At 63.9% G+C, this 17,646-nt stretch carries 17 protein-coding genes; 6 read left to right on the top strand and 11 right to left on the bottom strand.

The window, feature by feature from the left end; genetic code table 11:
• Positions 1-9 precede the first annotated feature (9 nt).
• Entirely contained in the window at positions 10-1,869 is a 1,860-nt protein-coding gene (locus tag E5X88_RS03005; protein ID WP_292158091.1) for an ATP-binding protein, read from the bottom strand.
• A gap of 238 nt (positions 1,870-2,107) precedes the next feature.
• Here E5X88_RS03005 and E5X88_RS03000 point away from each other — a divergent pair, with 238 nt between their 5' ends.
• Positions 2,108-3,442, top strand: a complete 1,335-nt coding sequence (locus tag E5X88_RS03000) for a dicarboxylate/amino acid:cation symporter (RefSeq protein WP_292158089.1) — start codon at positions 2,108-2,110, stop codon at positions 3,440-3,442.
• A 4-nt stretch (positions 3,443-3,446) separates the two neighbouring features.
• On the opposite strand, the gene E5X88_RS02995 is transcribed toward E5X88_RS03000, so the two are convergent.
• A complete protein-coding gene (locus tag E5X88_RS02995) occupies positions 3,447-3,758 on the bottom strand; it encodes a hypothetical protein (RefSeq protein WP_292158087.1) in 312 nt (103 codons plus the stop codon).
• 155 nt (positions 3,759-3,913) lie between these two features.
• On the opposite strand from E5X88_RS02995, the gene E5X88_RS02990 reads away from it, so the two are divergent.
• Complete coding sequence (locus E5X88_RS02990) at positions 3,914-4,978, top strand: glycosyltransferase (protein ID WP_292158085.1); 1,065 nt, start codon at positions 3,914-3,916, stop codon at positions 4,976-4,978.
• Between the two features lie 134 nt (positions 4,979-5,112).
• Here the strand turns inward: E5X88_RS02990 and E5X88_RS02985 are convergent, their stop codons facing one another.
• The 6 genes from E5X88_RS02985 to E5X88_RS02960 form a co-directional block, all read right to left on the bottom strand.
• Positions 5,113-5,640 (bottom strand): ferritin-like domain-containing protein, encoded by a 528-nt coding sequence (locus tag E5X88_RS02985; protein WP_126043283.1) that lies wholly within the window; start codon positions 5,638-5,640, stop codon positions 5,113-5,115.
• A 108-nt stretch (positions 5,641-5,748) separates the two neighbouring features.
• Entirely contained in the window at positions 5,749-6,555 is an 807-nt protein-coding gene (locus E5X88_RS02980; RefSeq protein WP_292158080.1) for an ABC transporter permease, read from the bottom strand.
• Positions 6,555-7,388, bottom strand: coding sequence for an ABC transporter permease (locus E5X88_RS02975; protein ID WP_292158078.1), 834 nt, complete (start codon positions 7,386-7,388; stop codon positions 6,555-6,557). The genes E5X88_RS02980 and E5X88_RS02975 overlap by 1 nt, the downstream gene beginning before the upstream one ends.
• A 24-nt stretch (positions 7,389-7,412) precedes the next feature.
• The gene (locus tag E5X88_RS02970) at positions 7,413-8,525 is read right to left on the bottom strand and encodes an ABC transporter substrate-binding protein (protein WP_292158334.1); all 1,113 of its coding nucleotides are present in this window, start codon (positions 8,523-8,525) and stop codon (positions 7,413-7,415) included.
• 91 nt (positions 8,526-8,616) lie between these two features.
• On the bottom strand, positions 8,617-9,711 hold the full coding sequence (locus tag E5X88_RS02965) for an ABC transporter ATP-binding protein (RefSeq protein ID WP_292158076.1): 1,095 nt from the start codon (positions 9,709-9,711) through the stop codon (positions 8,617-8,619).
• A 254-nt stretch (positions 9,712-9,965) separates the two neighbouring features.
• Positions 9,966-10,853, bottom strand: a complete 888-nt coding sequence (locus tag E5X88_RS02960) for a LysR substrate-binding domain-containing protein (RefSeq protein WP_292158074.1) — start codon at positions 10,851-10,853, stop codon at positions 9,966-9,968.
• Between the two features lie 84 nt (positions 10,854-10,937).
• On the opposite strand from E5X88_RS02960, the gene E5X88_RS02955 reads away from it, so the two are divergent.
• A complete protein-coding gene (locus tag E5X88_RS02955; RefSeq protein WP_292158072.1) occupies positions 10,938-12,572 on the top strand; it encodes an amidohydrolase in 1,635 nt (544 codons plus the stop codon).
• Entirely contained in the window at positions 12,559-13,491 is a 933-nt protein-coding gene (locus tag E5X88_RS02950) for a dimethylarginine dimethylaminohydrolase family protein (RefSeq protein ID WP_292158070.1), read from the top strand. Before E5X88_RS02955 ends, E5X88_RS02950 begins: the two co-directional genes overlap by 14 nt.
• A 72-nt stretch (positions 13,492-13,563) precedes the next feature.
• On the opposite strand, the gene E5X88_RS02945 is transcribed toward E5X88_RS02950, so the two are convergent.
• Positions 13,564-14,571 carry an ornithine cyclodeaminase family protein gene (locus tag E5X88_RS02945; RefSeq protein WP_292158068.1) on the bottom strand — a complete coding sequence of 336 codons (1,008 nt, stop codon included), beginning with the start codon at positions 14,569-14,571 and terminating at the stop codon, positions 13,564-13,566.
• 159 nt (positions 14,572-14,730) lie between these two features.
• On the opposite strand from E5X88_RS02945, the gene E5X88_RS02940 reads away from it, so the two are divergent.
• Complete coding sequence (locus E5X88_RS02940; RefSeq protein WP_292158332.1) at positions 14,731-15,192, top strand: Lrp/AsnC ligand binding domain-containing protein; 462 nt, start codon at positions 14,731-14,733, stop codon at positions 15,190-15,192.
• Between the two features lie 106 nt (positions 15,193-15,298).
• On the opposite strand, the gene E5X88_RS02935 is transcribed toward E5X88_RS02940, so the two are convergent.
• Entirely contained in the window at positions 15,299-15,682 is a 384-nt protein-coding gene (locus E5X88_RS02935) for an SgcJ/EcaC family oxidoreductase (protein ID WP_292158066.1), read from the bottom strand.
• A gap of 94 nt (positions 15,683-15,776) precedes the next feature.
• Entirely contained in the window at positions 15,777-16,199 is a 423-nt protein-coding gene (locus E5X88_RS02930) for a VOC family protein (protein ID WP_292158064.1), read from the bottom strand.
• Positions 16,200-16,412: 213 nt separating this feature from the next.
• Here E5X88_RS02930 and E5X88_RS02925 point away from each other — a divergent pair, with 213 nt between their 5' ends.
• Positions 16,413-17,615, top strand: a complete 1,203-nt coding sequence (locus E5X88_RS02925) for an MFS transporter (protein WP_292158061.1) — start codon at positions 16,413-16,415, stop codon at positions 17,613-17,615.
• The last annotated feature ends 31 nt before the right edge of the window (positions 17,616-17,646 follow it).

Genomic DNA, 17,646 nt, shown 5'->3' with positions numbered 1-17,646 from the left:
CCTTAGCCATTACGCTGCTCTTGGAAGATGGATGGTGAAGCGGGTGCCGCTGTCGTCGCTCGAAACCTCGATGCGTCCGCCATAGTCGGTGACGATGTCCTTCGAGATGACGAGGCCGAGGCCCAGGCCTTTTTCCTTCGAAGTGTTGAACGGCGTGAACAGCGACTTCAGGATCGCCGGCGGGATGCCCGGTCCGTTGTCGGAGACGTTGATGGTCACGCCGTCCGCCGTCTCCTCGACCGAGACCTGCACATGAGCGTCGTCGCGGCCGTCCAGCGCTTCCAGCGCGTTCTGGAAGAGATTGATCAGCACCTGTTCGAGCCGGATCCGGTTGCCCAGGACCTTGAGCGTCGGTGGTGGCAGGTTGAGGGTCAGCGCGTCGAGCCGGCCGGCAAAGCGGCTCTTCAGGAGCATGACGGCACCCTCGATAACGGCGCTGAGTTCGACAGGTTCGGCGGCGGTGCGGCCCTTGCGGGCAAAGGCCTTCAATTCCTCGGTGATGGTGCCAATGCGTTCGGTCAGTGCGGCGATAGCGCCGAGGTTTTCCTCGGCGGGCGCCGTCTGCTTGCGGTCGAGGAAGGTGCGGGCGTTGTCGGCATAGGCACGGATGGTGGCGACGGGTTGGTTGATCTCATGGGCGACGCCGGCGGCGACCTGGCCGAGGATGGCGAGGCGGTTGGCCTGGACCAGATCCTGCTGCACGATCTGGAGTTTTGCCTCCGTGCTGCGGTGGTCTGATATCTCGGCCTGCAGCCGGTCGCGGGCGCGGCTCAGATCCTCGGTGCGTTCAACGACGCGGCGTTCGAGCTCGGTGCGCGCCGCCTGTTCGGCGGCGATGCGCATTTGCGCTGATTGCCGGCGCCACAAAAGATACGCGGCGAGGCCGAGCAGTGGGACGACGACACCCAGCGCCAGCAACCGCATTTCGCGGGCTGCGGCGGCGATCGGCGCCTCAGCCGGGATGAGATAGTCGAGCCGCCAGGGAGTCGAAGGGACTGGCGTGGAAAGCCTGAGATATTCTGCGTCGCTGCCGCCGGGCGTCACCGCATGGACGATCGATACGTCCGGGCTCAGCGCCTGCGGGCGCGTGATCGGCAACGGCATCAACGGTGCGTTGCCGAATTGCTGGCTGTCACGGATGGCGGCGAGCTCCGGGCCGGCGAGCGGCGCCACCGTCATGAAGCGCCAGGACGGCACGCTGGTGATCAGGACGACGCCATTCTCGTCGCTGACATAGGCCGGGCGGTTCGCCTCGTGCCAGTCGGCCTCGAGCTGATCGAACTCCGCCTTGACGACGACGACGCCGAGCGGTGCGGCGGCATCGCCGACGCGGCGCGAGATGTAGAGGCCGGGGCGCTTGCTGACATTGCCGAGCGCGAAATATTCGGCGGTTCCGGATTGCATCGCCCCGGAGAAATAGTCGCGGAACCGGTAGTCGTTGCCGACGAAGCTGATCGGCTCGCGCCAGTTGCTGGAGGCGATCGCGAAGCCGTCGGCACCGATGACATAGAGCACCGAGGCCTTGGTGCCGGAGACCAGCCCTTCGAGCTTGCGGTTCAGGACATCGCTTGCAGCAGCGTTTTTCTGGGACAGCGCATCACGCACCTGCTGGTCTTCGGACAAAAGCAGGGGGAGCGCCCGCGGACTTTCCAACACAGCGCGCAGTAGCGCGATCTTCAGATTGGCGTCGGTGCGGCCTTGCGCCGCCAGTGACCCGACCTCCGTGGTGCGGCCATAGAGACCGGCGCCGTAAAGTGCGGCCGTGGCGATCGCAAGGGCGATGGCCGCAAACAGCAGCCAGGCACGGCGCGCCCGCCTGCCGAGTTGCTCGGGCGTCGACGACAAGGCAGCGGCGGGGCGTTGCAGCATTACCCATTTGTGCATGATTTCGCACAAAGTACAATTCGGCTATGCGAATATCCGCACTTCCTGTGTGCGAAACGAAATCTTGAATACGAGAATATTCAATAAAATCAAATTGATGGTCTCTTTCGCGCAATGTGGCACGGCAGTTGCAAGCACAAACTCAGCAGTCGCGAGGCTGCTGGAGGTCAATGCAATTGCCCCGGGAGGTCGAGCTTTCGATCGGGGCGTCATGGAGGACGTCATGCAGACAGCATTCGCTGCCGCCGAGCCGCGCGGCAAACTTCCGTTCTACCGGCATCTTTATGTGCAGGTGCTGGCGGCGATCGCCGCCGGCGTGCTGCTCGGTCATTTCTACCCCGAAACCGGTGAGGCGCTGAAGCCGCTCGGCGACGCCTTCATCAAGCTGGTCAAGATGGTGATCGCGCCGGTGATCTTCCTGACGGTGGCGACCGGCATTGCCGGCGTTTCCGACCTGCACAAGGTCGGCCGCGTCGCCGGTAAGGCGATGATCTACTTCCTGGTGTTTTCGACGCTGGCGCTGGTCGTCGGCCTCGTCGTCTCCAACGTCGTCCAGCCGGGCGCCGGCATGCACATCAACCCGGCCACGCTCGACCCTACCAAGGTGGCGACCTACGCCGAAAAGGCGCATGACACCAGCATCGTCGGCTTCCTGATGAACATCATCCCCGACACGATCACCGGCGCTTTCGCGAAAGGCGACATCCTGCAGGTGCTGTTCTTTTCGGTGCTGTTCGGTGTTGCTTTGGCCATGGTCGGCGATCGCGGCCGTCCGGTCGTTGATTTCCTGCAGGCGCTGACCACGCCGATCTTCCGCCTCGTCGCCATCCTGATGAAGGCCGCGCCGATCGGCGCCTTCGGCGCCATGGCCTTCACCATCGGCAAATACGGCATCGGCTCGATCGCCAATCTCGCCATGCTGATCGGCACATTCTATCTGACTGCGCTGCTGTTCGTGCTGGTCGTGCTTGGCGCCGTCGCCCGCTACAACGGCTTCTCGATCCTGGCGCTGATCCGCTACATCAAGGAAGACCTGCTGCTGGTGCTCGGAACTTCGTCCTCGGAAGCAGCACTGCCCGGCCTGATGGCTAAGATGGAGCGCGCCGGCTGCAACCGCTCGGTGGTCGGGCTGGTCATCCCGACCGGCTATTCCTTCAACCTCGACGGCACCAACATCTACATGACGCTTGCCGCTTTGTTCATCGCGCAGGCGACCGACACGCCGCTCACCTTCGGTGACCAGATCCTGCTGCTCGCCGTCGCCATGCTGAGTTCCAAGGGCGCCGCCGGCATCACCGGCGCCGGCTTCATCACGCTGGCGGCGACGCTCTCGGTGGTTCCCACCGTGCCGGTCGCCGGCATGGCGCTGATCCTCGGCGTCGACCGCTTCATGTCGGAATGCCGGGCGTTGACCAACTTCGTCGGCAACGCGGTGGCAACAGTGGTCGTGGCGCGCTGGGAAGGGGAAATCGACCAGACGAAGTTTGCCGCCGCGATGGCCGGTGACTTGCCGGAGGAGCAAGCCGACCTGCCGCTGCCAGGGTTGCAGGCCGCCTGACCGTTCAGGCGACCAGACTGTAAAAGCCCGGAGCCGGCTCGTCGCCGGCTCTGGCCCAGCATGTGGGCCGCTGCCGCATGCCGCCTGAACGCAATGCCGGCCCTGTTTTCGGCGCGCGGGGCTTGTTCCGGCCGTATTTAAAGATCACTATCTGCCATACCTTCATGGTGCCCGTCCGTTTCGATCCGACCTGATCGTGACCGAAGGCGGCACCATTTCCGTCGGACTCGGTTGCGGGATCGTCTTGGCCGAAACCGTCGGAGCCTTTGCTGCCGCCGACCATACTCTTGACCCGGGTGGCCAGCGTCGAAGGCAATGGCGGCCTCATTGCGAAGTCGCACGCAAGACGTGACCCGTCTCCTGATGGAAAGCCGCGGGCCTTTCCTCAGGAAACTCGTCGGGCACTTGAAGAGGGGGGCAGACCCACGAGCGGATTTGCCGAAACCAAAGCAAGATGCGAGGTCAAATGCGATGCAACCCGTGCCGAGAATTCCGGTATCCATCATCATCCCGAACTACAATTACGCGCGTTTCCTCAAACGCAGCATCGATAGCGCCCTGGAGCAGGACTACGCGGATGTCGAAGTCATCGTCGTCGACGATGCATCGCAGGACAACTCCACGACAATCATAGAATCATATCGCGACGAAATCCTCGCATGCCCGCGAGCGCAAAATGGCGGGCATGCGGCGGCGTTCAACACCGGCTTTGCGGCAAGCTCCGGCAGGATCGTTCTCTTTCTCGACGCCGACGACTACCTTTATCCGACCGCCGTTTCCACGATCGTCGACATCTGGGATGCGGCAACGGCCCAGGTGCAGTCCAGGCTGCACATCGTCGACGAGCGGCAACGCGTCAAGGACGTCTTTCCGCCGCCTGAACTGCCCTTCGACAGCGGTGACGTCATGCCGAAACTGCTGCACAAGGGCCGTTACCAGACAACCGTGACCAGCGGGCTGGCCTTTGATCGCGCAACCCTGGAAGCGATCATGCCGATTCCCGAGCCGGAGTTCCGCCAGGGCGCCGATGGCTATCTTGCAACGCTGGCGCCGCTTTACGGACACGTCCAATCCATCGACGAATGCGTCGGTGCCTACCGGATCCACGGCGCGAACCATTCGGTGTTCGGCGAAAAGCTCGCCGAGCGGGCCCGCTGGCGGGTCAGGCACGATTTCCAGCGGATGGAGGCGCTGTCGGAGCAGGCCGCCGGGATCGGCCTGACCATCGTGCCGTCGGATACCGTCCGCCACGACCCGGTCCACCTGGAAGAGCGGCTGGCGTCGCTGTGCGTGGACAGGCGCCGGCATCCCGTGGCCAACGATTCCCGGCTGGCGCTCGGGGCGGCCGGCGCCGTAGCCAGCCTCGAAATGACGGCGTCCCTGCGACGGCGCGCCGTCCTTGCCGCCTGGTTCCTGTCGGTGGGCATGCTGCCGCGGAAGATGGCGATGGCGGTCCTGTCGTGGAAGCTTGACGCCTCGTCGAGACCGGCATTCCTTAGCCGTCTGTCCAAGACCATCCGCCATGCCATGGGATAGCCTTGACGGGATGTGGTTTTTGAAGCCCATCAATGATGCGCAACAGCGGCGCTAGGCAGGCAGCGGAATGTCATTCGCTGAGGAAGGGGCTGAGCCCTGATGGCAAACACCAGGGCCCAGGGAATAGCAAGGGATCATGCGGCCTCTGCGAGGGCGCGTTCATTCACGCCGGATTCGCCCAGCTTTGTGAGAGCTTCGTCTGTCGCCACCTCTTCCTGCAGCGTGGTCCTGAGAAGCTGCAGGGCATCCTTCATGCCCAGCTGTTCGGCCCACGCGATAAGCGTGCCATAGCGGGCTATTTCATAGTGTTCCACAGCCTGTGCCGCGGCAACGAGGCCTGCATCCAACGCCGGAATTCCCTTATACTCTTCGAGTATTTCCGAGCCTTCTTCGAGAATGCCGTCGATGGCGGGGCAGGTCTTGCCGCGGGCCGGCTTTCCGAGAAGGTCGAACACCTGCTCGAGGCGATCGACCTGACCCTCGGTTTCCATTTGATGCTTTTCGAACGCGGCCATGACCTCCTTCGCTTCTGCGCCCCTGGCCATTTTGGGCAGGGCCTTCAGTATCTTTTTTTCCGCGTAGTAGAGGTCCTTCAGGCCGTCGAGGAACAGATCCTCGAGGCTTTTGGTCTTCGACGTTGAGGCCTTTTTCGTTGTCGCCATTTTCCGATCTCCCGTTGGTGAGCCATCCGCTGTCGGAGGCCCTAGTCAACACGGATCGGCGCAACTTGTTCCGACGAATTTCGGCTTTAGATCCGGCTTGCCTCGCTCTTAGTGCGCGCCGCGCAGCCTGCCCACCAAGCTGCGTACCGCCAGCACCAAAACCGTGATGATGATCAGGATCACCGAGAGGGCGGCGATCGCCGGGTCGATGTTGTCGCGCAGGCCCATCCACATCAGCCTTGGCAGCGTGATGGCGTTAACCGAGGTGATGAACAGGGTGACGCCGATCTCTTCCCAGGACAGCACGAAGGACAGCAAGGCCGCGGTGACGATGCCGAACTTGATGTTGGGCATGATGATGCGGGTGGCGCGCTCCCACACCGTGGCGCCGAGGCCGCGCGCGGCAAGGTCGATGCGGCGGTCGAGCTGGCTGAGCGAGACGAGGATCAGCACCGTGGCGAAGGGCACCGTCATCACGGCATGCGCCATGGCGACACCGAGCCAGGTGTCGTAGCCGAAGAACGAACTGACACCCGAGATCGAGGTCAGCAGAAAGTAGAGCGTGATCGCCGAGACGACCGGCGGCACCACCATCGGCAGCAGCACGAAGCCGACCAGTACGGCGGTAAAGCGCGGCTGGAACATCCACACACCAAGGCTGAAGCACAGCGCCAGCACGGTGGAGAAGGCGCTGCTGACGACGCCGATCCTGATCGAGAGCAGGATCGAGTTGATCCAGCGCGGATCCTCGATCAGCGCCCGGTAGTGGCGCAGCGACAATTCGCCGGACGGCATCGCCAGCATGCGGCTCGGCGTCAGCGACACCGGGATAACGGCAAGCAGCGGCAACAGCAGGAACAGCGCGACGAGTGCGGCGAGGATCAGCGAGACGGGGCCGGGGCGGTAGGTCGGCATCAGATCATCTGCTTCGGTCTGACATAGCGGAACAGCAGCGCCATCAGCGCGCCGACGAACAGCACCAGCACGACGCTGATCGCAGCCCCCAATCCCCAGTCCGGGCTCTGGAAGATGCGGAGATAGATCAGCTCGGCGATCATCACGCTGCGGCCGCCGCCGAGGATCGCCGGCGTCACGAAGAAGCCCAGCGAAAAGACGAACACGATAAGCGCCGAGCCGATGATGCCGGATCGTGTCATCGGCACGAAGACAGACCAGAAGGTGCGCATGCGGCTGGAGCCGAGCCCGCGCGCCGCCAGCAGCACGCGGTCGTCGAGGCTGCGCATCGACGACGCCAGCGGAAATACGGCGAAGGGAATGAGGAAATGCGTCATGCCGACGATGACGCCGAACTCATTGCGCACCAGCGTCAGCGGTTCCGAGATGAAGCCGATCGCTTGCAGCCAGGTGTTGATCAGGCCACGATTGGATAAGAGCGCCACCCAGCCGAAGGCGCGCGTCAGCACCGAGATCCAGAACGGCACCAGGATGCAGAACTCGGCGACCACGCGCTGCATCGGCGTGCCGCGCACCCAGACCACAGTGATGGCATAGGCGGCAGTGACGGATAGCAGGGTAACGATTGCCGCGATGCGCAGGGTGCGGATGAACACCGACTGCACAAGCGGATCGGTGGCCAGCGCGCCGTACTGCCCGAGCCCCGGTTCGGGCAGGGTGAAGCTCCAATTGACGACGCCGAGGAACGGCCAGGCATAGGCGGCACCAAGGAACAGGAGCAGCGGCGCCATCAACAGCGCCGCGCCCATCCTGTCGGAAAGGTATGCTTTCATCTCGACCCCGGTTATCCCGGCTTATCAGGCGGAGATGATCTTCGTGTACTCGTCGAGCGCTGCCCCGTAGTTCTTGGCGTACCACTCCATGTCGAGCGCGATCTGCTTCTTCATGTTTTCGGGGTCGACAGGGTTGATGCGCTTCTTGTCGGCGGGGATCAGCGCATCGGCGGCCGGATTGGCCGGGCCCTGGCCGAGCTTGTCGAACATGACCAGCTGCTTTTGCGGATCCTGGGCGCTGGCGATGAACTTCATCGCCGCCTCCTTGCCGCCGGGATTGCCCTTGAGCACGGCGAGCGCGCCGGGCGAGATCAGGCCCTGGTCCCAGATGAACTTGATCTGGCCGCCGGAATCCTGCTCGATCAGCGAGGCGCGGGTCGACCAGACGATTGCCATCGAGGCCTCGCCGTTAAGCAGAACGCTCTGGCTCTCGGCGCCGCCGCCCCAATACGCCACGACGTTCTCCTTGAAGGCGGCGACCTTGTCATGCGCGCGCTTGAGGTCGAGCGGATAGAGCTCCGCCGGCGCGATGCCGTCGGCAAGCAATGCCGCTTCCCAGCTCGACACGCCCCATTTGTAGAGCGAGCGCTTACCGGGGAATTTTGCCACGTCGAAGAAATCGGCCATGCCGGTCGGTGCTTCGCTGCCATATTTCTCGGAATCATAAGCGATGACATAGGAGAAGAAGTAGGTCGAAGCGGCATGTTCCCAGCCGAAGCCCTCGCGCATCTTCTTCTTGTCGACGATCGCATAATCGATCGGCTCCAGCATGCCCTGCGCGCCGAGCGTGATGGCCGAGAACGGATCGACGTCGACGAGGTCCCAGGTCGGGGCGCCGCTCTTGAACTGTGCGGCGATCGCGCCTTCGGTCGGGCCGGAGCCGTCCATCTTGACGGTGATGCCGGTCTCCTTGGTGAAGGCTTGGCCATAGGCCGCGTCATAGGCGGTGATGGCGTCGCCGCCCCAGTTCACCAGCACCAGCTCCTTGGCCTGCGCGAAGGCACCGGTCGAGCGCAGCAGCATCGGCGTGCCGGCCAGCACGAGTGCGGCCAGCTGCGTGAACTGCCGGCGCGAGATCTCGCCGCGCGCCGCCCTGGCGGACAGGGTTTCGATGGAGTGTTTCTTGGTTTCGCTCATCTTTGAATTGCTTGTCATCTCAGTTCCCCTTTTTGTTGTTGGTGTTTCGGCGAAAGTCAGCCTGGCGGATTTCGCTCCGCCACGCCGATCGTCATTGTCCTCCGTCCGGAAGGAGGAAACCTTTTTCCGCCGGCCATGTCAGCCATACGGAATTGCCCTTGCTGAGTGCCGAGGCGGCGACCTCGTTCGGTACCGAGACCGTCACCTTGGCGCCCTGGCGCGTCGTGAGATCCAGCCGCGTGGCGGCACCAAGATAGGTCGAGGCGGTCGCCGTCGCGGCGATGCCGTTCTCGCCCGCTGCCGCTTCGGCCGCGATCGACATGTATTCTGGCCGGATCGCCAGGATGGCATTGCTGCCGACGGCGCCGGCATTGCCACGCAGGCTCACAGTGCGGTCCTCGCACAGCCCGATGGCGCCATTGTCGGCATTGCGCACGCCCTTCAGCGGCAGCATGTTGATCTCGCCGAGGAACTCGGCGACGAACCGGTTGGCCGGCCGGTCGTAGACCTCGTCCGGCTTACCCACTTGCAGCAGTTTTCCATGGTTGAAGATGGCGACGCGCGACGACAGCGCCAGCGCCTCGCTCTGGTCATGGGTGACGAAGACGAAGGTGGTGCCGGTCTCCTGGTGCAGTCGCTTCATCTCGGCCTGCATCTGGCCGCGCAGGCCCTTGTCGAGCGCCGAGAACGGCTCGTCGAGCAAAAGCACGCCCGGCTCGAACACCAAGGCACGCGCCAGCGCCACGCGCTGCTGCTGGCCGCCGGACAATTGCGACGGCAGTTTCTTTTCGTGGCCCTTCAGCCCGACGCGCTCGATCATCTCGCCGACACGTCGCTTGATCTCGGCCGACGATTTCTTGCGCACCTTGAGCGGGAAGGCGATGTTGGCCTCGACTGACATGTGCGGGAACAGCGCGTAGCCCTGGAACACCATGCCGGCGGCGCGTTGCTCGGCCGGCCGCTCGGTGATGTCGACGCCGTCGCTGTAAAGGCGACCGTCGGTCGGCTGCACGAAACCGGCAAGAATCATCAGGAAGGTGGTCTTGCCCGAACCGGAGGGTCCGAGCAGGGTCAGGAACTCGCCGCGGCCGATATCGAGCGTCAGATCGTCCAGCGCACGGAACGAGCCGAAGCTCTTGCCGATCCCGATTGCCTTGATCTCTGCGGCCCGGCCGGGTTGCTGCATCCTGCCTTTGTCCTCAATGCTGATCGAAATCGTAGGCAGGGCGGCCGCTCACCGCAACCGAATAGTTTTCGCCTGATCGGCAAATTTGATTCATCTATGGCGCCAATCTCCCCCTTGCGGGGGAGATGTCGCCGAAGGCGACAGAGGGGGTCGTCTCGCGTAGAGCGCCAACCATCTCTGCAGCAGAAGGCCGGGCCCCGTCGGACCGACCCCCTCTGGCCGCTTCGCGGCCATCTCGCCCTCGAGGGGGGAGATTAGCGCTGGTTCTCCGACAGCTTCGACCTTAGCCACCCCCCGAATGCGTCGAGCACCGGATGTGACGCCTTGGCATGCTCGGAAACCAGGAAGTAGGAGCGCGGCGATTTGATCGCGATGTCGAAGGGGCGCACCAGCCGGCCTTCGCTGAGCGCCCGACGACTGGTCAGCTCGTCGCCCATGGCGATGCCCTGGCCGGCGATCGCCGCCGAGAAAACCAGGTTCATGTCGGAAAAGAAGATACCGCCCTCGACGTCGGGATTCTCGACCTTCGACAGCGCCAGCCAGCGCGCCCAGTCCTCGGTGTCGCCGAGATGCAGGAGATTGGCGCGCAGCACGTCGGCCGGCTTGGAAAACCCACCGATCTTGTTGAGCAGCGTCGGGCTGCACAGCGGTGTAAACGAAATCTCGCATAGGAGCTCGACCGCCCGGTTCGGCCAGTTGCCGACGCCGAAGGCGATGAAGGCGTCGGCCTCGGCATTGCTGACGTCGTCCAGCCGCCGCGGCGTCAGGATGCGCAGCGCGACATCGGGGTACATCTGCCGGAATTCGCCAATGTGAGTACACAGAAACAGCGAGGCGAAGCCCGGCGTGCAGCTGACGCTGAACGAGCCGCCGACGCCGGTGCCGGCATGGCGGCTCACCGCGTCGCCCAGCACCGTCAGCGCCTTGCGCACGTCACTGGCGTAGCGCTGGCCGCGCGGCGTCAGCGCCACGCCCTTGCCGATGCGTTCGAGCAGGTCGAAGCCGAGATCGCGTTCGAGCAGGCGAAGCTGATGGCTGACAGCGCTGCGGGTCAGATGCAGTTCGTCGGCGGCGCGCCATACGCTGCCATGTCGGGCAAAACTGTCGAGGGCGCGCAGCGCCTGAGTGGAAGGTATTCGCAAGAGGCCTCAGGTGAACCGAATTTGCATATGCCGGGAAAACATATCACTTTTTGGCGAGGCGCTTCACTGCTTTCTTCTCGTCCCATGGAGGAACCGGTGACGAACTCGGCTCAAGCAACCGCGCTTGCCTGTCTGGACGACATCCAGTCGTCACTGTCGGCATGGACGCGGACGATCTTCGATTTCGGCGAGACCGCCTGGCGCGAATACCAGTCGGCCGCCTGGTATGTCGAGCATCTGAAGCACGAGGGTTTTTCCGTCGAGGAAGGCTCCGGCGGCATGCCAACCGCCTTTTGCGCCCACTGGACCAATGGCGTCGGCCCGACGATCGGCATGTACGCCGAATACGACGCGGTGCCCGGCAATTGCCAGGATGCTGCGACCGTCAAGCGACCGCGTCCGGGTCTCGGCGAACAGGCCGGCGGCCACACCGATCCGCATTCCGGCCTCGGCATTGCCAGCCTCGGCGGGCTGCTGGCTACCAAGGCGGCAATGCAGCGCCACGGCATACCGGGCACGCTGCGCTTCACCGGCGAGCCGGCGGAGAAGGTGCGGGGATCAAAGCCGATCCATGCGGCGAAGGGCTATTATGACGGGCTCGCCGGCATGATCTCCTTCCATCCCTTCTACATGCTGCCGCTCTGCAACACGGCGCGCTGGGACACGCATTGCGGCGCGGCCTATGCGATGATCTACCGTTTCATTTGCGACGAACCGGAACACTGGGCGAGGGCGGCAGGCGACGCAGCGCCCATCCCGCAGGCGCATTCGGCGGTCAGGGCGCCCGGCGCCAACGACGCGCTCATGATGATGTACATGGCCTCCAAGGGGCTGCGAGATTCCATGCTGCCGCATCAGGGCGGCTGGTCGATCAGCGAGGCGATCCTGACGGCGGGGCAGGCGACAGCGGACAATCTGCCGGCGGGTCTGGCCGAGATCCAGTACATGATCCGCGTGCCGACTTTAGCGATGGCCGAGCAGGTCACCGCCATGCTCGATCGCAATGCCGAAGCGGCCGCAAAAATGAGCGGTTGCCGGTACGAGCGGCACTGGGTGTCGAAGTCGCGGCCGGGGCTGGCCAATCACGCCATGGCCGGTATTGCCTATGAGGCGCTGTCGACGGTCGGGCCGCCGCGCTGGAACGAGGCGGCCAAGGCGGTCGCGCGCGAAATCCAGGTTAATGCCGGTGGCATGGCGAGCGACGAACCTTTCATCGCCGAGCTGGAGCGGCTGATCGCGCCGCAGGAAGCGGAGGCTCTGCTGCGTCGCGACCTGCCGCCGTCGCAGCTCAATTCGACCTCCGACGATTACACCGACATGTCGTGGCACACGCCGACGGCGCGGTTCTACGTCGCCCGGCCGGCGCTGCGCTCCGAGAGCGGCCACGCCTATCCATCCTGGGCGATGAACGCGCTGGGCGGCATTCCCGCCACCATCGACCCGATGGTCATCTGCGCCGCGAAGACGATCGCGCTCGCGGCATTGCGCCTGCTGGAAGACAAGGCCGCCCGCGATGCGGCGATGGATGAATTCGTCACCCGCACCGGCGGTGGCATTGGCGGCTCGAACTGGCTGGCGCCGCTCTGCGACTACGAACCGCCGATCCATTTCCGCTGGCCGGAATATGTCACCACCCCGCGCGGACGGGACTGGTGGATACCAAGCACCTGCCAAGCCACATCATCACCCGCATCAGGAGAACCCCATGACCGTTCATGACCGCATCGTAGCAGAACCGTTTTCACTGCAGCGCCGCAACCCGGCCGGCGGCACCAAGCCGCTGACCGCCTGGGGCTTCGCCAACGAAACCGACGTCTTGACCGACGTGCTGCTCGGCTCGCCCAATTTCCTGCGCCACCTCTCGACCAGCTCGCTCTCGCGAAAACATCTGCGCGAGGCGCCTTGCAACGTCCAGATCGCGCAGGCGCAGCACAAGGATCTGGTCGCCGCCTACGAGCATTTCGGCGTCAACATCCACTGGCACGAGCCGACGCCGGAACTGCCGATGCAGGTCTATTCGCGCGATTCCAGCGTCATGACGCCGTACGGCGCCATCATCACAGCGATGGCCAATTGGTGGCGGCGCGGCGAGAATTATGCGGCGATCCGCACCTATGAGAAGCTCGGCATCCCGATCTACGACATGGTCACCGCAGGCACGTTCGAGGGCGGCGACTTCAACGTCATCGAGGATGGCGTGGTGCTGATCGGCTGCGGCGGCGCCCGCACTCAAGAGGAAGGCGCGCGTCAGGTCCAGGCCTGGTTCGACAAGGAGGGCTGGGAGACCCGCATCGCCTTCATCGACGAGTACTATGTCCATATCGACCTGATGGTGGTGCCGATCGCCGAAAAGCTGACCGCCGTCTGCCTGGCCTGTACGGAGCCGGGCATCGTTGATTGGCTAAAGGGCAAGGGCCACGAGATCATCGACGTGCCGTTCCAGGACACGATGGCGCTCGGCTGCAACTTCATGTCGTTGGGTAAGGACCGGGTAATCGCGCCGACCTCGAGCCAGACGCTGATCGGCCAACTCAAGGCGCGCGGTTTCGAGGTGGCGGCGGTCGACATGAGCGAGATCTCGAAGACCGGCGGCGGCATCCACTGCATGGCGCAGGCGCTGAAGCGCGAGCCGGCCTGAGGGCCGGCCTTTAGCCCGGCCGCTTCCGCGAAAGCGTCAGCAACGTCGATCCCACCTACTCGCGGCACGCGCCTACAGCACGATGAGCTTTCCCTTGCGCAGACGCCGGGCGCAACGATAGGCGAGGTCGGCGGCGACCATGTCTTCCATCGCAATGCCCATCGCCTTGTAGGTGGTGATCTGTTGATCCGAAACGCGGCCCGGCGCGCGGTCGAGCAGCATGGCGCCAAGCTCGGTGCCGAAATCCGGGTCGAAGCCGGCAAGCTCGCAAGAACCGACCGGGGTTGGTTTGAATGCATCCTTGGTCTCGATGAAAAGACTGGATTTGCCGATGAGCTCGATCGGCATTTCACCGCCGGGCGGCGCCACCCCGACCGACGAGACATGCGTGCCCGGCTGGACCCAGCCTGCGTCGATCACCGGCTGGTAGGAGTGGGTCGCCAGGCACACCACGTCGGAACTGCGCACTGCCGCCTCGAGGTCGGCGACTGCCACCACCGACGGATGCAGCCGGGCAAGCGCTGCCGCATCGTCGAAACTCTTCGAAGCGACGCGGATTTCGGCAAAGTCGCGCACCAGCGGCAACAGATGCAGGTGCTGGTTCGCCTGCACGCCGGCGCCGACCACCGTCGCTATCCTGGCATCCCGGCGCGCAAGCGCGCGCACCGACAGCACGGCGGAGCCGGAGGTTCGCACAGCGGTTATGAAGGTGCCGTCCATGATGCAGACTGGCAGGCCGGACAGCGGATCAAACAGGCTGATGGTGGCGAGGTGGCTGGGCAGGCCGATTGCCAGGTTGCCTTCGAAGACATTGACGATCTTGACGGTCAAATTCATCCCCTCCATCCAGGCCGGCATGGCGAGGCTGTAGCCTGCCCCGGGGATGTCGAGTTGTGGTCGGGGTGGATTGACGACCTTGCCTTGTGAAAGCACCTTGAAGCCGTCTTCCAGAACATCGAGAAGCTGGTTGAGGTCGATGCACGCCATCACATCGGCTTCGCTCAGCACCAGGATCTCGGCCGCTCCCTTGCTGATTTCCGCCGCACTCTTGCCGGCCTGGCTGAACGCTTCCTTGGTCATCCTGCACTCCTGTGTTGGTCGAAATCGGCTCACCACGTTTACTCTGAATGGGCGAGGGAAGCGCAGGCTATTGCGAGATTTTATGTGATGAAATACGCTAATTTTGGCATTTCTGCGTGAGATCAGCGCATTAATCCTGGAGATAGCGTGGATTATGAAATGGAAAATCTCGACCAGATAGACCGCAGCCTGCTCCGGCTGCTGCAGGAGGACGGGCGCCGGACGACGCTTGATCTTGCCGGGCGTGTTGGGCTGTCGCCGACTGGAACCAGCCAGCGGGTGAAGCGCCTGTTCCGCGATGGGTTCATCACCGCGGTCAGGGCCATGCTCGATCCACGCAAGGTCGGCCGGGGAACGCTAGTGTTCATCGAGGTCCGTCTTGACCACACGGCGCCGCATGTCTTTGACCGCTTCGCCGAAGCCGTGGCGAAAGCTCCGGAGATTCTGGAGTGCCATATGGTGGTTGGCGGTTTCGATTATCTGGTCAAGGCGCGGATCGCCGATATGGCGGTGTTCCAGGATTTCCTACAGCGGGTCATCCTGCCACTGCCCGGCGTGCGCGAAACGCACACTTTCGCCTCCATCGCCGATGTCAAGCCGAACGCCCTCTTGCCGGTGTGATGAGGTGAAGGAGGGGAACGCTGTTCAGGGCGACCTGCATCGCATCTCCGCCATGTTATCGCTCCCCCTGGCGCGCCTTTCGGTGCAGAGAGGGCGGCGACCGGCTCTAGCCCTGCGGGGTCAGCAGGTTTGCGTCGCGGGCGAGCCGCCACTCACCATCCGCCTCCTTGCGCAGGAGCGTCAGCGCATATCCCGATCGATGGACCGGCTCTCCATTCGGCGGGGTCGCGGTCATGTCGATGCGGCTGCGGATGAAGGCCCAACTGCCGAGAAGCTGTAGTTCCACGATATCGCTCGTGCCGTCGATATGAACGCCGGCCATCTCCTGCGCGGCAGTCGCGAAGCTCTCCTTGTCGAAGGGATCCCGGCCGGGAACCATGAAGATCGCGTCGTCCGTCATCAAGCTAAGGACGGTCGCGGTGTCTCCACGCTTGCTCGCATCCATCCACGTTGCGACCAGTTTTCGGATTGCTCTTTCGTCGTCCGTCATCCTTGATCTCCCTGGCTCGCGAGCGAAACAACGAACAGCCGAAGCCAATGCATGTCGCCCAAAAGAGCACGTCGCCTTTCAGACGCGACGCGCTTTAGAACGTGATCTTCACCGAAGCGGCGCTGCGGTTGGCTGGCCCGTGAAAGACGGCCTCGATGTTGTTGCCGTCGGGATCGAGCAGGAAGGCGGCATAGTAACCGGGATGGTAGTGCTGCCGCTCGCCCGGTGCGCCATTGTCCGTGCCGCCGGCCTCGAGCCCGGTCTGGTAGAAGGCGTCGACCATCGCGCGGTCCTTTGCCTGGAAGGCAAAGTGATGGCGCCCGGTCAGGTGTCCGTTGGCCGCCCGGCTGTCGATGCTGGAGACGAACAGCTCGTCGGCCCAGAAGTAATCCTCGGCGCTACCGCCTATGGGAACATCGAGCACCTTGAGAACCGCCTCGTAGAAGCGTCGGCTGGCCTTGAGATCCCTGACCACCAGCTGGATGTGGTCGATGAGCCGGCCGCGATGAAGTTCCATGCCTGATGCCTCCTGATCGCAAAGGTTGGAATCTAGCTTCGGACGATGCACCGTCAATGCAACGAAGCAATTCAGGGATGCGCTTTTCCAGACTGGATAAAAAATGCAACCGGATTGTCGGATTTCACGCTGTGACATCGTCCTTCGGACGCAAGCGGTGTGACGAAGCTCGAAAGAGGTCGCGCCGTGTCAAACGATCTCGGGAGAAAAAGCATGAACCTTTCCTATCGTTGGGTCATCGTTGCGGCAGGTGCTGTGATGACCTGTGTCGCCCTCGGGGCGATGTTCTCGCTGGCGATATTCCTCGAACCGATGACGCTCGACACGGGCTGGTCGCGCGCCGGCATATCGAGCGCTATGACGCTGAACTTCCTGGTGATGGGCGTCGGCGGCTTCGCCTGGGGCGCCATTTACGATCGCCTCGGCGCCCGCATCGTCGTGATGACTGGTGCTGCGCTGCTCGGGCTGGCGCTGGTTCTGGCGAGCCGCACCAACTCGCTGCTTGTCTTCCAGGCAACCTATGGCGTGCTCGTCGGCCTCGCGGCCAGCGCCTTCTTCGCGCCGATGATCGCGCTGACCACCGCCTGGTTCGACACCAACCGCAGTCTTGCCGTTTCGCTGGTCTCGGCCGGCATGGGCGTGGCACCAATGACGATCTCGCCCTTCGCGGGCTGGCTGATTTCGGCCTATGACTGGCGCATCGCCATGTTCGACATCGGCATCATGGCATGGGTGCTGCTCCTGCCGGCGGCCCTTCTGGTGCGTCAGCCGCCGGAGCCTGCCGCTGCCGACGCCGCTGCAGAGCCGGTCGCCGCGGGTGCAGGCATGTCGGTGCGCCAAGCGTTGCTCTCGCCACAGTTCATTGTTCTGGCGCTCACCTTCTTTGCCTGCTGCGCGGCGCATTCGGGGCCGATCTTCCACATGGTGAGCTATGCGATGCTATGCGGCATAGCGCCGATGGCGGCCGTCAGCATCTACAGCGTCGAGGGCCTTGCCGGCCTGGGCGGCAGGCTTCTGTACGGTGTCCTTGCCGACAGGCTGGGCGTCAAGCTGGTGCTGATCGCCGGGCTGGCGATACAGGCCGTGGTCATCGCAGCCTATCTCACTGTGAGCCAGTTGGGTCAATTCTACACGCTCGCCGTCATCTTCGGCGCCACTTATGGCGGCGTCATGCCGCTCTATGCGGTGCTGGCGCGCGAGTATTTTGGCCAGCGCATCCTCGGCACGGTGTTTGGTGCCGCAACCATGCTGTCCAGCATCGGCATGGCCTTCGGTCCGCTGGCCGGCGGCATGGTGTTCGATGCCTATGCCAGCTATTCCTGGCTGTTCATCGGCTCGGCCCTTGTCGGGCTCGGCGCGGTGGCGGTGGCGATCGCCTTCCCGCGACTGCCACGCAGGGAATTGCAGCCAGCGTGAGATGTGACCGGGGTGGCGGCTTGGGGCGGCA

This window comes from Mesorhizobium sp. (genome assembly GCF_004962245.1).
Taxonomy (GTDB): Bacteria; Pseudomonadota; Alphaproteobacteria; order Rhizobiales; family Rhizobiaceae; genus Mesorhizobium.
Note: the sequence above shows the minus strand (reverse complement) of the source record. Positions and strands in the feature narration are given on the sequence as shown.

What these genes read in the sequence shown, in the direction of transcription:
- E5X88_RS03000 (WP_292158089.1), top strand. Translation starts at nt 2,108, where the DNA reads ATGCAGACAGCATTCGCTGCCGCCGAGCCGCGCGGCAAACTTCCGTTC.
- E5X88_RS02990 (WP_292158085.1), top strand. Translation starts at nt 3,914, where the DNA reads ATGCAACCCGTGCCGAGAATTCCGGTATCCATCATCATCCCGAACTAC.
- E5X88_RS02950 (WP_292158070.1), top strand. Translation starts at nt 12,559, where the DNA reads ATGACCGTTCATGACCGCATCGTAGCAGAACCGTTTTCACTGCAGCGC.
- E5X88_RS02970 (WP_292158334.1), bottom strand. Translation starts at nt 8,525, where the DNA reads ATGAGCGAAACCAAGAAACACTCCATCGAAACCCTGTCCGCCAGGGCG.
- E5X88_RS02980 (WP_292158080.1), bottom strand. Translation starts at nt 6,555, where the DNA reads ATGCCGACCTACCGCCCCGGCCCCGTCTCGCTGATCCTCGCCGCACTC.
- E5X88_RS02930 (WP_292158064.1), bottom strand. Translation starts at nt 16,199, where the DNA reads ATGGAACTTCATCGCGGCCGGCTCATCGACCACATCCAGCTGGTGGTC.
- E5X88_RS02975 (WP_292158078.1), bottom strand. Translation starts at nt 7,388, where the DNA reads ATGAAAGCATACCTTTCCGACAGGATGGGCGCGGCGCTGTTGATGGCG.
- E5X88_RS02925 (WP_292158061.1), top strand. Translation starts at nt 16,413, where the DNA reads ATGAACCTTTCCTATCGTTGGGTCATCGTTGCGGCAGGTGCTGTGATG.
- E5X88_RS03005 (WP_292158091.1), bottom strand. Translation starts at nt 1,869, where the DNA reads ATGCTGCAACGCCCCGCCGCTGCCTTGTCGTCGACGCCCGAGCAACTC.
- E5X88_RS02955 (WP_292158072.1), top strand. Translation starts at nt 10,938, where the DNA reads ATGGAGGAACCGGTGACGAACTCGGCTCAAGCAACCGCGCTTGCCTGT.
- E5X88_RS02940 (WP_292158332.1), top strand. Translation starts at nt 14,731, where the DNA reads ATGGAAAATCTCGACCAGATAGACCGCAGCCTGCTCCGGCTGCTGCAG.
- E5X88_RS02945 (WP_292158068.1), bottom strand. Translation starts at nt 14,571, where the DNA reads ATGACCAAGGAAGCGTTCAGCCAGGCCGGCAAGAGTGCGGCGGAAATC.
- E5X88_RS02935 (WP_292158066.1), bottom strand. Translation starts at nt 15,682, where the DNA reads ATGACGGACGACGAAAGAGCAATCCGAAAACTGGTCGCAACGTGGATG.
- E5X88_RS02985 (WP_126043283.1), bottom strand. Translation starts at nt 5,640, where the DNA reads ATGGCGACAACGAAAAAGGCCTCAACGTCGAAGACCAAAAGCCTCGAG.
- E5X88_RS02965 (WP_292158076.1), bottom strand. Translation starts at nt 9,711, where the DNA reads ATGCAGCAACCCGGCCGGGCCGCAGAGATCAAGGCAATCGGGATCGGC.